16 protein-coding genes are annotated in these 15,611 nt (G+C 59.4%); 3 read left to right on the forward strand and 13 right to left on the reverse strand.

The features are described from left to right. Positions 1-38 precede the first annotated feature (38 nt). The gene (locus J7E41_RS05115) at positions 39-812 is read left to right on the forward strand and encodes a MetQ/NlpA family ABC transporter substrate-binding protein (RefSeq protein ID WP_214990595.1); all 774 of its coding nucleotides are present in this window, start codon (positions 39-41) and stop codon (positions 810-812) included. A 115-nt stretch (positions 813-927) separates the two neighbouring features. Here J7E41_RS05115 and J7E41_RS05120 read toward each other — a convergent pair whose 3' ends face one another. From J7E41_RS05120 to J7E41_RS05140, 5 genes are read right to left on the reverse strand one after another with little or no spacing between them, the layout of a single operon-like run. Next, a complete protein-coding gene (locus J7E41_RS05120; RefSeq protein WP_214990597.1) occupies positions 928-1,563 on the reverse strand; it encodes an SCO family protein in 636 nt (211 codons plus the stop codon). Further along, entirely contained in the window at positions 1,560-2,459 is a 900-nt protein-coding gene (gene cyoE, locus J7E41_RS05125; protein ID WP_214990599.1) for a heme o synthase, read from the reverse strand. The genes J7E41_RS05120 and cyoE overlap by 4 nt, the downstream gene beginning before the upstream one ends. Beyond that, positions 2,447-3,526, reverse strand: a complete 1,080-nt coding sequence (locus J7E41_RS05130) for a COX15/CtaA family protein (protein ID WP_214990601.1) — start codon at positions 3,524-3,526, stop codon at positions 2,447-2,449. The genes cyoE and J7E41_RS05130 overlap by 13 nt, the downstream gene beginning before the upstream one ends. Before the next feature lie 10 nt (positions 3,527-3,536). Then, positions 3,537-4,136, reverse strand: a complete 600-nt coding sequence (locus J7E41_RS05135) for a hypothetical protein (RefSeq protein ID WP_214990603.1) — start codon at positions 4,134-4,136, stop codon at positions 3,537-3,539. Continuing rightward, positions 4,102-4,842: an SURF1 family protein gene (locus J7E41_RS05140; RefSeq protein ID WP_214990605.1), complete on the reverse strand. Its 741-nt coding sequence runs from the start codon at positions 4,840-4,842 to the stop codon at positions 4,102-4,104. The genes J7E41_RS05135 and J7E41_RS05140 overlap by 35 nt, the downstream gene beginning before the upstream one ends. A gap of 84 nt (positions 4,843-4,926) precedes the next feature. Between J7E41_RS05140 and J7E41_RS05145 the strand changes: the two genes are divergently transcribed. Further along, positions 4,927-5,130 (forward strand): twin transmembrane helix small protein, encoded by a 204-nt coding sequence (locus tag J7E41_RS05145; RefSeq protein ID WP_016978774.1) that lies wholly within the window; start codon positions 4,927-4,929, stop codon positions 5,128-5,130. Positions 5,131-5,136: 6 nt separating this feature from the next. Here the strand turns inward: J7E41_RS05145 and J7E41_RS05150 are convergent, their stop codons facing one another. The 4 genes from J7E41_RS05150 to coxB all read right to left on the reverse strand — a co-directional run bounded on the left by J7E41_RS05150 (position 5,137) and on the right by coxB (position 9,533). Continuing rightward, positions 5,137-6,024, reverse strand: coding sequence for a cytochrome c oxidase subunit 3 (locus tag J7E41_RS05150; RefSeq protein ID WP_214990607.1), 888 nt, complete (start codon positions 6,022-6,024; stop codon positions 5,137-5,139). Positions 6,025-6,058: 34 nt separating this feature from the next. Then, on the reverse strand, positions 6,059-6,610 hold the full coding sequence (locus J7E41_RS05155; RefSeq protein ID WP_155582264.1) for a cytochrome c oxidase assembly protein: 552 nt from the start codon (positions 6,608-6,610) through the stop codon (positions 6,059-6,061). A 147-nt stretch (positions 6,611-6,757) separates the two neighbouring features. Then, the gene (gene ctaD, locus J7E41_RS05160; RefSeq protein WP_214990609.1) at positions 6,758-8,347 is read right to left on the reverse strand and encodes a cytochrome c oxidase subunit I; all 1,590 of its coding nucleotides are present in this window, start codon (positions 8,345-8,347) and stop codon (positions 6,758-6,760) included. Between the two features lie 58 nt (positions 8,348-8,405). After that, positions 8,406-9,533, reverse strand: coding sequence for a cytochrome c oxidase subunit II (gene coxB / locus J7E41_RS05165; protein WP_214990611.1), 1,128 nt, complete (start codon positions 9,531-9,533; stop codon positions 8,406-8,408). Between the two features lie 368 nt (positions 9,534-9,901). Here coxB and J7E41_RS05170 point away from each other — a divergent pair, with 368 nt between their 5' ends. After that, positions 9,902-10,549 (forward strand): hypothetical protein, encoded by a 648-nt coding sequence (locus J7E41_RS05170; RefSeq protein WP_214990613.1) that lies wholly within the window; start codon positions 9,902-9,904, stop codon positions 10,547-10,549. A 57-nt stretch (positions 10,550-10,606) separates the two neighbouring features. On the opposite strand, the gene J7E41_RS05175 is transcribed toward J7E41_RS05170, so the two are convergent. The 4 genes from J7E41_RS05175 to J7E41_RS05190 all read right to left on the reverse strand — a co-directional run bounded on the left by J7E41_RS05175 (position 10,607) and on the right by J7E41_RS05190 (position 15,603). After that, positions 10,607-12,148, reverse strand: coding sequence for a SulP family inorganic anion transporter (locus J7E41_RS05175; RefSeq protein WP_214990614.1), 1,542 nt, complete (start codon positions 12,146-12,148; stop codon positions 10,607-10,609). Between the two features lie 85 nt (positions 12,149-12,233). After that, positions 12,234-12,965: a carbonic anhydrase gene (locus tag J7E41_RS05180; protein ID WP_214990617.1), complete on the reverse strand. Its 732-nt coding sequence runs from the start codon at positions 12,963-12,965 to the stop codon at positions 12,234-12,236. Positions 12,966-13,164: 199 nt separating this feature from the next. After that, positions 13,165-14,223 (reverse strand): PA0069 family radical SAM protein, encoded by a 1,059-nt coding sequence (locus tag J7E41_RS05185; RefSeq protein WP_214990619.1) that lies wholly within the window; start codon positions 14,221-14,223, stop codon positions 13,165-13,167. An 81-nt stretch (positions 14,224-14,304) separates the two neighbouring features. Beyond that, positions 14,305-15,603 carry a cytochrome c gene (locus J7E41_RS05190; protein ID WP_214990621.1) on the reverse strand — a complete coding sequence of 433 codons (1,299 nt, stop codon included), beginning with the start codon at positions 15,601-15,603 and terminating at the stop codon, positions 14,305-14,307. Positions 15,604-15,611 lie beyond the last annotated feature (8 nt).

Here is a 15,611-nt window from a genome sequence, read left to right on the forward strand (position 1 = left end):
CGCGAAGCCGACCAATGCCCGAACAAGGAGCTTGCTGGATGAAAAAACTACTGGTTGCTTTCGCCGCCGTTGCCGCGTTTTCCGCCCACGCCGCCGAGACCCTGACGGTCGCCGCTTCACCGGTGCCGCATGCGGAAATCCTCGAGTTCGTGAAACCGGCACTGGCCAAGGAAGGGGTTGATCTGAAGGTGAAGGTCTTCACCGACTACGTTCAGCCGAACGTACAGGTGGCCGAAAAGCGCCTGGATGCCAACTTCTTCCAGCACCAGCCGTATCTGGATGAGTTCAATAAGGCCAAAGGTACAAAGCTGGTGAGTGTCGCCGGCGTGCACCTGGAGCCTCTGGGCGCCTACTCCAGCAAGTACAAGAAGCTCGCCGAGCTGCCTGATGGCGCCAACGTGGTGATCCCGAATGACGCCACCAACGGCGGCCGCGCGCTGTTGCTGCTGGCCAACAACGGCCTGATCACCCTGAAGGACCCGACCAACATCCTGTCGACCATCAAGGACATCACCGGCAACACCAAAAACTTGAAATTCCGTGAGCTGGAAGCCGCCACCCTGCCGCGCGTGCTGACCCAGGTTGACCTGGCGCTGATCAACACCAACTACGCGCTGGAAGCCAAGCTGGATCCTTCCAAAGACGCCCTGGTCATCGAAGGCAAAGACTCGCCTTACGTGAACATCCTGGTGACCCGTGAGGACAACAAGGATTCCGACGCGGTGAAGAAGTTGGTTGCAGCCCTGCACACCCCGGAAGTGAAAGCGTTCATTCTTGAGAAGTACAAAGGCGCGATCTTGCCGGCGTTCTGATCCAACCTGAAAAGCTCCGATCTCCAGAACACTGGAGATCGACTGTGGGAGCTGGCTTGTGTGGGAGCCAGCTCCCACACAAGCCAGCTCCCACTTTTTTGCGCCACCGCCAGGCTTATTTGCGCTGCAACAACCCTGGCAACTGCGCCACCAGCTTCTGGTTGTTCAGCGGCGCACGGATAAACCCACGCTGGGTGCCATCCGGCCCGATCAACGCCAGGTTGCCGCTGTGGTCGACGGTGTAGTTCGGCTTGCTGGTGTCCGCCGGAATGAACGGGATGCTCACGGCATTGGAGACCTTCTGCACGTCATCCACCGAAGCACCGGTCAGGCCTTCAAATTGCGGGTCGAAGTAACCCAGGTACTGCTTGAGCTGCGCCGGGTTATCACGATTGGGGTCCACGCTGACCAGGATCACCTGCAGTTTGTCCACTACGTCCTTGGGCAGCTCGCTTTTGATCTGCCGTAGCTGGGCGAGAGTGGTCGGGCAGATGTCCGGGCAGAAGGTGTAGCCGAAGAACAACACGCTCCACTTGCCTTTCAACTCATTGACCACCACCGGCTGGCCGTCCTGATTGGTCATGGTCACAGGTGGCAGTTGCCGGCTTTGCGGCAGCAGGATGATCCCCGCATCGATCAACGTCGTCGGATCGCCTTCGCCCTTGCCGGACAGTACTTTGTTGACAGTCAGGCCCATGATCAATGCGACCACGGCCACCAGAATAAAGACAGTTTTTTGAGTTCGAGTCATAGGTTCAACAGTAAGTAGTGGTCTACGAGCAGGGCGATAAACAGTAAAAACAGGTACCAGATAGAGTACTTGAAGGTGTTGATCGCCGCGTGCGGCCGACTGCCACGGTACAGCACCCAGGCCCATTGCAGAAAGCGCCCACCCAGAACCAATGCACATCCCAGGTACAACAGGCCGCTCATATGGATGACATAGGGCATCAGGCTGACCGCCAGCAAGGCGAAGGTGTACAGCAGGATATGCACCTTGGTGTAGTGCTCGCCATGAGTCACCGGCAGCATCGGGATATCGGCCTTGGCGTATTCCTCCTTGCGGTGAATGGCCAGGGCCCAGAAATGTGGCGGGGTCCAGGCGAAGATGATCAGCACCAGCAGCAAGGGCTCGGCACTGACATGGCCGGTAACCGCTACCCAACCCAACAAAGGTGGCGCGGCGCCGGCAAGGCCGCCAATCACAATGTTTTGTGGTGTCGCGCGCTTAAGAAAGCCGGTATAGATCACCGCGTAACCCAGCAGCGAGGCCAGCGTTAGCCAAGCCGCCAGCGGATTGGTAAACGCCAGCAGCAAGGCCAGCCCGGCCACCGCCAGCGCCAGGGCGAAGGTCAGGGCCGCGGCCGGTGAGACACGACCTTCCGCCAGCGGGCGTTTGTGGGTGCGAGCCATCACTGCATCGATGCGCCGGTCCACCACATGATTGACCGCCGCCGCACCACCGGCACACAGGGCGATCCCCAGGTTGCCGAAGATCAGCACAGCCCACGGCACCCCGGCGCGGGTTGCGAGGAACATGCCGACCAGGGAGGTGATGAGCATCAGCACCACCACTTTGGGCTTGGTCAGTTCCAGATAGTCACGCCAGATTGCCTGGCGGTGACGCTCGCCGGTCAGGGTCGCCATGGCATCTCTCCTTTTATTGTTATGAGGCCCGACACCTGCCCGCGAGGGCTGAAGCGCCATCCCAGCGGCAAGTGATGGCGGACCCGGACCAGGCTGGTTCGGGCGTGGTAGTTAATGAGCACCAGCGTCAGCAATAACGCTGCGCCACCGGCGTTATGAGCGACTGCCACCGGCAGCGGCAGGTGAAAATACACATTGCTCAACCCAAGGCTGATTTGCGCCGCCAGGGCTATCAGCAACAGGCCAGCCAGACGGGTCATGCCGACGACCTTGAGCTGCCAGGCCAGGCCCAGCAACACGACGGTCACCACCAAAGCACCTATCCGGTGGGTGAGATGAATCGCGGTACGCGCATCACTGTCGAGCTGGCCACCCAGGTAGTTGGGGCCGATATGCTGGGTCAGGTGAAACCCATTGGCGAAATCCGCCGCCGGCCACCACTGCCCGTGGCAGGTCGGCAAGTCGATACAGGCCACCGCCGCATAGTTGGAACTGACCCAACCGCCCAACGCAATCTGGCCGATCACCACCACCAGCCCGGCTGTCGCCCAATACTGCAAACGCTTGGGCACGATCAACGCCGGCAACACGCCGGACAATCGCAAGGTCAGCAAAAACAGCAGGCTCAAGGTCGCAAACCCACCGAGCAAATGCCCGGTCACCACCTGGGGCCAGAGCTTGAGCGTCACCGTCCACATGCCAAACGCGGCCTGGGCAAACACCACGGCCAACAAAAACAAAGGCAACTTCAGCGGCTGGCCGGGATGATGCCGATGGGTCCAGGCCCGTGCAGCCAACAGTACAATCAACAGACCAAGGGTACCGGCAAAGTAGCGGTGGACCATCTCGCTCCAGCCCTTGTCAGCCTCCACCGGCGTGTCCGGGAAGTGCAGTTCGGCATGGGCCAACTGGGATTCGCTTTGCGGCACGCTGATAAAGCCATAACAACCCGGCCAATCCGGGCAACCGAGGCCCGCGTGAGTCAGCCGGGTATAGGCGCCGAGCAGCACCACAATCAGCGCCAGCAAGGTGGCAAACAGCGCGAGGCGAAATCCAAGTTTGGCCATGACGATGCCCTTATCCGATATTCGACAGTTTCAGCAGCAGGCGCAGGTCGTTCAACAAATCCTTGCCCTTGACCTGAGCGTCATAGCGCAACACCAGGTTGCCGTGAGGGTCGATAATCCACAGCTGCGCATCACCGCTGCCCTGGGCTGCGGCGTCTTTATTGAAGGTCGACAGGTCCAGGGAGTAACGCTGCAATTGCGGGTATTCGGCCTTGAGCTTGGCGTCATAGTCAGTGCTGACGGGCTGCGCACTGGCCAAGGCATGACTGGCGCGGGACGCATCGCGGCCCAGGCCGATCTGTAGTTGGCGCGCCAGGTACACCAGTTGCCGGCAATCGGCGGCGCAGGCCGCAGGTGCAGTGACCAGCAACTGCCAGCGGCCCTCTTCGGCCTGCACGCCGATATCGGCGCGGGTCTGACCATTGCCGATCATCTCGCCGTGGTAACTGCGGCTTTCCGGCACCCAGAACTGCAACTTGTACATAAAAGTGGCCAGCACCATTGGGCCGATCACCATCAGCAGGATAAAGATCAGTTGCCAGCGCCCCTTGCGCCGGTCAGGCGCCGCAGGCGCGTCAGACATGTTGAGTGGATTCATGGCCGCTCCCATCGTGCTTCTCCTTTGCGTTGTGCCATCCGAGGTAGAGGTAAAGACCGAACAGGGCTAGCGCCATGGCGAACCACTGCACGGCATACCCGAGGTGTTTTTCCGGCCCCATGGCCACCACCGGCCAGTTGGTTTCGTAGGTGCCGGGGCCCGCTTCGGCTCGCAGCTCGTAGCCAAACCCGCTGCGCGCAAGCTCCGTCCACAGCATGTCGGGGTGCAGCACGGTCAGCAGGCGTGGCCATGGCGCGCCAGCCGGGTCTGCATGCAATTGGAACGCGGCCCCGGGCGCTACGTAGACCCACGCGTCGATATTCAGCAACTGTTCAGGGGTGGTGAAGACCGGCGGCGTGCGTCGGTCCGGCCAAGGCAGCCAGCCGCGATTGAGCAGCAACCATAAACCGCTGGCCTGATCATGAAAGGGTTGCAGCAACTCGACGCCCACCTTGCCGTCGCGAAAGCGGTTATCCAGCAGCACGCTGTGCTCGGTATCGAACTGCCCACGCAGACGCACTCGACGGAAGGCTGGATCAGTCGTCGTACGCAGTTGCTCGCTGCTCATGGGCTCGGCAGCGCGACGCTCAGCGTAGCTGTCCAGCAGCGTTTGTTTTTCCTGGCCACGGGACAACTGCCAAAAACCGAGAGACACCAGCAGCGGTAGCAGCACTAACACCACCAGCGTCGGCGCAATCCCGGGACGAAAGCGTTTCATGGCGTGACCGTAGAGGTCAGTGCTGCACTGGCTATACTGAATCTCATTGCTCGCCCCTCCCCAAAAGAGCCCCGGAGCCAAACCATGCTCAAAGCAGCCATTGCCCTGATGCTGATCGCTACCGTTGTGAGTCTGTTCAGTGGCTTGTTCTTCCTGGTCAAGGACGAGGGCAACTCCAATCGCCTCGTCACTGCCCTGACCGTGCGTGTCGTACTGGCCGTCATCACCGTGGCGCTAATCGCCTGGGGTTTCTTCAGCGGCCAGTTGGTCTCACATGCGCCGTGGTAGAGCGCTTCACAGCACGTAAACGAAGAAAAACAGCCCGATCCACACCACATCGACAAAGTGCCAATACCAACTGGCTGCCTCGAAGCCAAACTGGTGCTCAGCGTCAAAATGCCCCCGCATGACCCGCATCAGCATCACGAACAGGATGATGGTGCCAATGGTCACGTGGGCACCGTGAAAACCGGTGAGCATGAAGAAGGTCGCGCCGTACACGCCGGAACCCAGGGTCAGGCCCAGCTCCTTGTAAGCGTGGATGTATTCCTCTGCCTGAAAGCCCAGGAATGCCCACCCCAGTAACACGGTGATCGCCAGCCAGATCTTCAGCGCGCCGCGATGACCTTTGCGCAAGGCGTGATGGGCGATAGTGATGGTCACGCTGGAACTGACCAGCAAGATGGTATTGATCAGCGGCAAGCCCCAGGGACTGATGGTGCCTTTGGGCGCTGGAAACAGCGTTGGGTCAGGGTTATTGAGCAATGGCCAGGCGAATTCAAAATTCGGCCAGAGCATGTGCGCCACGCCTTTATGGCCTTCCCCTCCCAGCCACGGGCCGGACAAATGGCGCACATAAAACAGCGCCCCGAAGAACGCGATAAAGAACATCACCTCGGAAAAGATGAACCAGCTCATGCCCCAGCGAAAGGAGCGGTCCATCTGCGAGCTGTACAAACCGGCGCGACTCTCTTTGATCACAGCGCCGAACCAGCCAAACATCATGTAGGCCAACAGCAGGCCGCCAACGAAAAAGATCAGCGGGCCGTGGGATTCCGGGCGCGCAGCCTTCAGGTCATTGAACCAGGTAGCCAGTCCGAACACCGTGATCAGCATGCCCACGGTGGCAATTATTGGCCATTTGCTTTGTGCTGGTACGTAGTACGTATCATGATTCGACATGTATTCGTTCTCCTAATCGAGCCCGCAGGCACGCCTAGCCGCCGGTATGGACAGCCACGGGCGGTTGGCGCGCGGTGATATCGAACAGCGTGTACGCCAGGGTCAAATGCTTCACATCCTTGGGCATGTCGCGGTCGACAATAAAGCGCACGGGCATCTCGATACGCTGACCTGGCTGCAGCACTTGCTGGGTGAAGCAAAAACACTCGGTCTTGTGGAAGTACATCGCCGCTTCTGCGGGCGAAATGCTCGGTATCGCCTGGGCGGTCATCGGCTTGTCGGTGGGGTTGTAGGCCACGAACAGCATCTCGTTGACCGCGCCTGGGTTGACCACGATCTCGTCAGCCTTGGAGTGAAACTCCCAGACCATGTCGATGGCATTGGTGGAAAGAAACTGCACCCGCACCTGGCGTGACGGATCAACGATCTGCTCACCCTCGTACTGCCCGGCAGTCTTGCCGTTGATGCCGAACGCCTTGCACATCACGTCGTAGATCGGCACCAAGGCAAAGCCGAAGGCGAACATCGCCATCACCAGGATCAGCAAGCGGGTGACCAGGCGCTTGATAGGCACCGACTCAGACATGGCGCTCACCCGAAACGAACGCGGTAAGTGTGGGAGCGGGCTTGCTCGCGAAAGCGGTTTCACAGCCAATGAAAATATTGACTGACACACCATCTTCGCGAGCAAGCCCGCTCCCACACTTACCGCGTTCCAACCGCAATAACGTATTCATTTGACCTCCGGCGGGGTCGTGAAGGTGTGATACGGCGCAGGCGAAGGAATGCTCCACTCCAGCCCGTCGGCCCCATCCCATGGTTTGGCCGGCGCGGGTTTGCCGCCACGGATGCACTTGATGACGATGAACAGGAAGAAAATCTGCGTCGCACCAAAGGTGAAGGCACCGATGGAGGAGACCATGTTGAAATCAGCAAACTGTAGGTTGTAGTCCGGCACCCGGCGCGGCATGCCGGCCAAGCCGACGAAGTGCATCGGGAAGAAGGCCATGTTCATCCCCACGAACGACAGCCAGAAATGCAGCTTGCCCAGGGTTTCGTCGTACATGTGGCCGGTCCATTTCGGCAGCCAGTAGTACGCCGAGGCGAAGATCCCGAAGATCGCCCCAGGCACCAGTACGTAATGGAAATGCGCCACCACAAAGTAGGTGTCGTGGTACTGGAAGTCCGCCGGGGCAATGGCCAGCATCAGCCCGGAGAAGCCGCCAATGGTGAACAGAATCACGAAGGCCACGGCAAACAGCATCGGCGTCTCGAAGGTCAGAGAGCCTTGCCACATGGTACTGACCCAGTTGAACACCTTCACCCCGGTGGGCACAGCGATCAGCAGCGTGGCGTACATGAAGAACAGCTCGCCCACCAGCGGAATGCCCACCACGAACATGTGGTGCGCCCACACGATAAACGACAGGAAGGCGATGCTCGCCGTGGCATAAACCATCGAGGTATAGCCAAAGAGAGGCTTGCGCGAGAAAGTCGGAATGATCGAGCTGACGGCACCGAAGGCCGGCAGGATCATGATGTACACCTCGGGATGACCGAAGAACCAGAACACATGCTGGAACAAGACCGGGTCACCGCCACCGGCAGCACTGAAGAAGCTGGTACCGAAGTGGATGTCCATCAGCATCATCGTCACGCAACCCGCCAACACCGGCATCACCGCAATCAGCAGGAACGCGGTGATCAGCCAGGTCCAGACGAACAGCGGCATCTTCATCAGGGTCATGCCGGGTGCGCGCAGGTTGAGGATGGTGGCGATCACGTTGATCGCGCCCATGATCGAACTGATACCCATCAAGTGGATGGCAAAGATGAAGAAGGTCACGCTTTCCGGCGCATAGGTGGTGGAGAGCGGGGCGTAGAAGGTCCAACCGAAGTTCGGCCCACCGCCCGGCATGAACAGGGTGGAGACCAACATCAGGAACGCCGCCGGCAGTAGCCAGAAGCTGAAGTTGTTCATCCGCGGCAAAGCCATGTCCGGCGCGCCGATCATCAACGGGATCATCCAGTTGGCGAGGCCGACAAACGCTGGCATCACCGCACCGAAGACCATCACCAGGCCGTGCATGGTGGTCATCTGGTTGAAGAACGCCGGCTCAACGATCTGCAAGCCAGGCTGGAACAGCTCGGCCCGAATCACCATGGCGAACGAGCCACCGAGTAGGAACATGGCAAAGCTGAACCACAGATACATGGTTCCGATGTCTTTGTGGTTGGTGGTCAGCACCCAACGCATCAGGCCTTTGGCAGGGCCGTGAGCGTGGTCACCGGCATGACCGTGGTCATCGATCACAGCGCTCATGGCCTTTCTCCTGCAAACGAGTGGGCGGGACGGTTCAGGGAATACGCAATGAAGGAGGTCATTTGCTTTGCGCCTGTTTCAGAGCCAGCACATCTTTGGGAGTGACCATGTCGCCCTTGTTGTTGCCCCACGCGTTGCGTTCGTAGGTCACGACCGCCGCGATATCAACTTCCGAGAGCTGCTTGCCGAAAGCGGCCATGGCGGTGCCTGGCTTGCCGAAGTACACGCGATGCAGGTGATCCTCTTTGGCGCCGATGGCAATCGGCGAGCCCTTGAGCGCCGGGAACATCGGCGGCAAGCCCTGGCCTTCGGCCTGGTGACAGGCCACGCAGGTGGTGTGGTAGACCTTGTCACCACGGGCCACTAACTCTTCAAGGGTCCACTCCTTGGAGGTCAGCTCCTTGAGCTGGGCGGCTTCGGCTTTACGCTCGCCGAGCCAGGTGTCGTAGTCGGCCCTGGATTTGACGTCGACCACAATCGGCATGAAGCCATGGTCCTTGCCGCACAGCTCAGCGCACTGACCACGATAAATGCCGGGCTTCTCGACCCGGGTCCAGGCCTCGTTGACGAAGCCGGGGATGGCGTCGCGCTTGACCGCAAAGGCCGGTACCCACCAGGAATGGATCACGTCGGCAGCCGTCACCAAAAAGCGCACCTTGGCGCCCACCGGCAGTACCAGCGGCTGGTCGACTTCCAACAGGTAATGTTCGCCTTTGACGGCCTGGTTATGGATCTGCTCGGCAGGCGTAGCCAGGTTGCTGAAAAACTCGACGTCTTGCCCCAGGTATTTGTAATGCCACTTCCACTGATAGCCGGTGACCTGGATATCAATATCCGATTCAGTGCTGTCGTAGATGTTAATCAGGGTCTTGGTGGCCGGAATAGCCATCGCCACCAGAATCAGAAAAGGCACCACCGTCCAGAGAATCTCGACCGTTGTGCTCTCGTGAAACTTGGCCGCCACCTGACCGGTTGAACGTCGATGAACGATCATCGACCAGAACATCGCGCCAAACACGATGATGCCGATCACCACACAGATCCAGAAAATGGTCATGTGCAGGTCGAACACAGCGTGACTGACTTCAGTGGCCCCTGGCGCCATATTCACTGTCCAGGCGGCCTGCGCCTGGCTGAATACTGACCACAAGAGTAAGCCCATCCAAACATGTGGATGTCGCGTCATTGCGGGTTCCCCTTATCGTTCTTGTTATCCCGCCGGTTTGCACCTGCGGCCAAGGGAGCGGCTTCCAAATTGCAAACACACCGCCAAGCCTTGCCTGCTTATGCAGTCTGGCGTCATCAGCTAATTGCGTACAAACCCGAGTATAGACACCGACCGCCACCCCGCAATGTGAGGGGGCAAATGAGCGAAAATGGACGAACGGAGCCAGCAAACCGGCAGATGGCGGGGGTTATCCGACGAACGATGGCATTTCGATATAACACCGGCGCATAACCATGAAATAATTATGCCAAATGCGTCTTAGCCGCTCGTATAAACGAGCTACCTTATCATCTCCCTTTTCCTACCCCTGTATTCCCGGAGCTTTCATGAACACCGCCGCATTGCGCGAGCAGATTTCCCGTGCCCATCAACACGAAGCCAGCACTGGCCAGCTTGCTCAACAGCTGGAGGTCCAGTTACCCCATCTGCACCCCGCGATTTCCCTGCCCGATGTTGACGCCAAGGGTGTGATGACGCGTTTTGTCACCGCCTATATCGACCAAGTCCCAGAGTTGCTCGACGCAGCCAACGATGTGGCCCGTGAAGCCGGTATTGAAAGCCAGATCAAGCCGGTGCTGAAAATCGCCGAGCAGTTCTTCCTTCAGCCGCTGGCGATCCTGGATGGCCACGAAGGCCTGGACGGCTTGCTGGACGAAGCTTACCTGGCTCATCGCCTGGTGGAAGAGGTTAACGATCTGTATATCAAGCATTTCGGCCAACCGCTGATTCCGCTGGATACCACCGTGGCCAATCTGATTGCCCACCAATTGATCGGTGAAACATTCGCCAACCAATTGGATGAAGCCGTGCACCATGCGGTGGACGAGATGCTCAATGAAGACAGCTTCGCCCTGGAGTCGGTCGAAGCCTACCGCGACAAGCTCAAGAGCCCGGACACCGAAGCAGCCTGGAAGCGCTGGCCGTCCCTGTCACGGCAGTTGGGCGTGGAGCTGGAGTTGGATCAGCCGGCGTAAACTTACGACTGGCAAAGATCAAAAGTGGGAACCGGGTTTGCCCGGCTCCCACAGCGTTCAAGCAGCAGCCGACCCTATTCCCCTCGTCGTGCGCACCCGCCCTTCCAACCGACGTTTCAACCCCCGCGCCTCAATCACCAGCCTGGAGCCCTTGGCCGCATTGGCACGCCCCCATTCCTCGAGCAGTTCAAGGCAGGAATGATCGATGTAACTCAGGTTATTGAGCGGTACATGCACGGTGGTACCCGCGGGTATCGTCGATAACACCTGAGTCAACGCCGGCACCTTGAGAAAGGTCGCGGCACCGGTCAGTCGCAGCTCCATTTCGCCGTCTTGAGGCAAGTCGATCAAGCCTATCTTCAGTCGAGAAGCTTTCCATGCCAGTTTGACCAAGGTCAGACCGAAGCCCACCAACACACCGGTCAGCAAGTCCGTGAAGATGATCGCCAAGGCCGTGGCGGCGTAGGTGAACATCGGCATCCGACCATAGCGGCCCAAGCCACGAAAAGCCTTGATGTCCACCAGCTTGATGCCGGTGTACACCAACACACCCGCCAGGCTCGCCACCGGAATGCTTTGCAGCACACTGGACAGCAGCAACACAAAAGCCAGCAACCACACACCGTGGAACATCGCCGACAAGCGCGTGGTGGCACCTGCCTGCACGTTGGCCGAGCTGCGCACGATCACCCCGGTCATGGGCAGCGCGCCCACCAGGCCACAGAGCATGTTGCCTACGCCTTGCGCCGACAGTTCCTTATCAAAATCGGAACGCTGACCGTTATGCATACGGTCGACGGCCGCCGCCGAAAGCAGGGTTTCGGCGCTGGCGATAAAGGCTACGGCGAAAGCTGCAATCAACAAACTGGGATCCGCCAGGTTCAGGAGGTCGCTGGGGCGTAGCCAATCGATGGCGTCTGCCAGGTTGTCCGGCACTTCCACACGCTTGACCCGCAAGGCCAGCACCAGGCTGGTTACCGTCGCCAAGCCCACGCCCAAGAGGGCACCGGGCACGAAACGCAGCTTTTGTGGACGGAATTTGTCCCACAGCCACATCACCAGAATCGTCGATAACCCAAGCAAACCGGCCTGCCAGCCAAGCCCACCGCCCAAGGTCGGAATGGCCTGAACCAGAGCCGCCGGGAAGCCGACAAGATTATCCAGGCCGGACGGTTTCGGCACGCCGTCGAACATCACATGGACTTGTGAAAGGACGATCAGTACCCCGATCCCTGCCAGCATCCCATACACCACCGCCGGGGCGGTCACACGGAACCAGCAACCCAGGCGCAAACGCCCGGCCACCAACTGCAGGAAGCCCGCCAGCAACAGGATCGGCCCGAGCATGGCCATGCCATGCTGTCGCACCAGTTCGAATACCAGCACCGCCAATCCGGCCGCCGGACCACTGACTTGCAATGGCGAACCGGCCAGCCAACCCACTACCAGGCCACCAATAATCCCGGTAATCAAACCTTTGGCCGGTGGCATACCGGAGGCGATGGCGATCCCCATGCACAAGGGCAGGGCGACCAGAAACACAACCACGGACGCCAGCAGCTCCCGTGGCAGCACAGCTTTTAGTTGAGCAGCACGCATAATGACTCTCCCGAGGCATTCGCCGGGCATGACAAGGCCTGGCTGCACAAATGGCAGCCATCGCGTTACCCGGCAGGGGAATGTTTTAGAAGCGCGCTTTAGGCGTCGCCGAAGGAATCGGTAGGGTACCGTTCAACGGAAGGAACGCCGCTTGGTCCGCATCGTAGGCTCTGATTTCGCTGGTCTCGATGTCATAGACCCAACCATGGATAAACAAATGACCGTTGGCCATGCGCGAGGCCACCGACGGATGTGTACGCAGGTGCTGCAACTGGGCGATGACGTTTTCTTCGGTCAACACATGCATGCTTTCGTTTTCGTTGGCACAATCACAGTTGTCCTGGACCATGGTCTTGGCGACCTCGGCATGCCGCAGCCAGGCTTTGACCGTGGGCATCTTTTCCAGGCTCTGGGGGTTGAGTACCGCGCGCATGGCGCCGCAATCGGAGTGGCCGCAGATAATGATGTGCTGCACGCCAAGGGCCAGTACCGCGTACTCGATGGCCGTGGAAACACCACCGTTCATCTGCCCATAGGGCGGCACAACGTTACCCACGTTACGGGTCACGAACAAATCACCCGGGGAGCTTTGGGTAATCAATTCCGGAACGATGCGCGAGTCGGCGCAGGTAATGAACATCGCTCGTGGGCTCTGGGCCGTGGCAAGCTTCTTGAAGAGTTCTTCCTGCTGAGGAAAGATCTCGTGATGGAAGTGCAAAAATCCTTCAACAATGTGCTGCAGCGCTGCATCGGCGGATTCCGCCTCGTAAGGGGCTGAAGCCGACGCAGCCAACGGCTGTTTATCCTTGTCACTCATGATTCATCCTCTTGATTGGAGTAGGGCCGTTTTCCAGTGCGGTTCAGCGCCGAACCCGCAGCGCCGACTCACTAGTCACTCGATGAACACCGTACCCGCCGAAACTTAACTCAAACTGAATGAACCGCTCTAGGTCGCGGGTTTCAGTGATGTCAAAACGCGACTATTCCTACACGGAAGTTCACTTTCACCTGGTAGTTTACAACAATGCCATCTGCCTGCCCGGAGGACAAAACGCCGTGCAATCCAGATTAAAGCCTTCCCTGCGATTGAGCCCCAACCGTTTGATCGCCTTGGCAAAACGTTGCGCCAGTAGATCGGCAAATGGCCCTTCACCGCGCATCCGTACTCCGAAGCGACTGTCATAGACCTCACCGCCCCGCACCTGCCGCACCAGGCTCATCACGTGGGCCGCCCGCTGCGGATAATGCGCCGCCAGCCACTCCTCGAACAGCGGTGCCACTTCCAGGGGCAGGCGCAACATCATGTAGGCCGCACTTTGCGCCCCGGCGGCATGGGCCTCGGCCAACAGGCTTTCCAATTCACTGTCATTGATCATCGGGATCATGGGTGAACACAGCACACCCACCGGAATCCCCGCCTCACGCATCACTCTGATCGCGCGCAACCTGGCCTTGGGCGCCGCCGTACGCGGCTCGAGGATGCGCTTGAGCTCGTCGTCCAGGCTGGTGAGGCTGATCATCACCGCCACCAACCGCTGGCGGGCCAACTCGGTCAACAGGTCGAGGTCGCGCAGGATCAGCGACCCCTTGGTGATGATCGTCACCGGGTGGCGATAGCGCAGCAGTACTTCCAGGGTTTGCCGGGTGATCTTGTATTCACGTTCGATGGGTTGATACGGGTCGGTATTGGACCCCAGGTTGATCGGCGCACAGGTGTAGCCCGGTTTCGACAGTTGCTGTTCCAACACGTCGGCGGCATTGGTCTTGGCGATCAGTTTGGTTTCGAAATCCAACCCCGGTGACAGGTCCCAATACGCATGACTGGGCCGGGCGTAGCAGTAGATACAGCCATGCTCGCAGCCTCGGTATGGATTGATGGACCGATCAAACGGCAAATCTGGCGAGTTGTTGCGGGTAATGATGGTTTTCGCCATCTCGAGGCGGACTTCGGTGCCCTGGGTCTGCGGCACTTCCTGAAACCAGCCGTCGTCCTCAGCCACGCTGACGGTGGGCGCAAAGCGATTGTGCAGGTTGGTGGCAGTGCCGCGCCCGCGGGGTGGCAACGCAGTGGACATGAAAACGCCTCTATACTGTTTTTATATACAGTATAGAGGCGCGATGCTTCTGACCAGTGCCGTTGGGCGGCAAGGGTTGAATCAGTGCTTCTGTGTCACCTGGCCCAGATCATCACCCGACGTGGTCTGCATGTCGTTCTTGCGCAATCCCGCCACTTCGCTGGCTTTCACCGGAGCGCCTTTGTTGCCCCAACTGCCGCGAATGAAACTGACCACGTCCGCCACTTCCTGATCCGACAACCGCCAGGCAAATGCCGGCATGGTGAAAGTCGAAGGCGCGGTGTGAGTCGCCGGCAACGTCCCGCCATTCAACACGATGTTGATCAGCGATGTGGCATCTGCCGTCTGCAATACCGGATTGCCTGCCAGCGCCGGGAATACCCGGGTGTAGCCATGGCCATCGGTGCGGTGACACGCCGCGCAGTTGTCGATATAGACCGACGCCCCAGGCTTGCTGTCATCCCCCTTCCACAGTGCGTCCGCTACCTGCTTGTCGTACTGATGCGGCTGATCCTTGGGATCAACGGCCGGCAAGCTCTTGAGATAACGGGCGATAGCCGTCAGGTCTTCTTCCGACATGTACTGCATGCTGTGGACCACAACGTCGCTCATGCCGCCGAATACCGCGCTGCGATCGCTGCGACCGGTCTTGAGGAATTGCACCAGTTGCTCTTCGCTCCAACTGCCCAGGCCGTCCTTGTGATCGCCACGCAAGCTTTTAGCGATCCAGCCTTCCAATGGCGCGCTGCCAGAGAGAAAGGCACTGCCTTCAGAGGCGCTCAAGGCTTTTTCCTGCATGGTCAGCGCCCGTGGCGTATGGCATGCACCGCAGTGGCCAAGGCCCTCAACAAGGTATGCACCGCGGCTGATCACCGGATCGGCAGCGGCCTGACCCTGAGCGTCAGAGACAGCGGGGGCAAACATCCAGCGCCAGGCCGCCAAAGGCCAACGCATGCTCAGGGGCCAGGGAATATCACTGTCCTTGTTCTCTTGCGCGACCGGTTCAACGCCCTTCATGAAGTACGCATACAACGCCTGCATGTCGCTTTCGCTGACCCGCGCATAAGACGGGTAGGGCATTGCCGGGTAAAGAGTACTACCGCTTTTGGCGACACCATGGCGCACGGCCTTGTCGAAGTCTTCGAAGCTGTAGTCACTCAGGCCGGTTTTGTCCGGGGTGATGTTGGTGGAATAAATCACGCCAATCGGGGTTTCCATCGGCAGGCCACCGGCAAAGGGTTTGCCACCCTTGGCGGTATGACAGGCCACGCAGTCACCGGCACGGGCCAGGTACTCGCCCTGTTTGATCAAGTCGGTTTCAGCCGCGCTCACCGAATAGCTGCTGAACAGCGCCAGGGAGGCGATAACGAATGCTTTCATGGTCATCG

Origin of the sequence: Pseudomonas fluorescens (genome assembly GCF_018614655.1) — a bacterium.
GTDB lineage: Bacteria > Pseudomonadota > Gammaproteobacteria > Pseudomonadales > Pseudomonadaceae > Aquipseudomonas > Aquipseudomonas fluorescens_BX.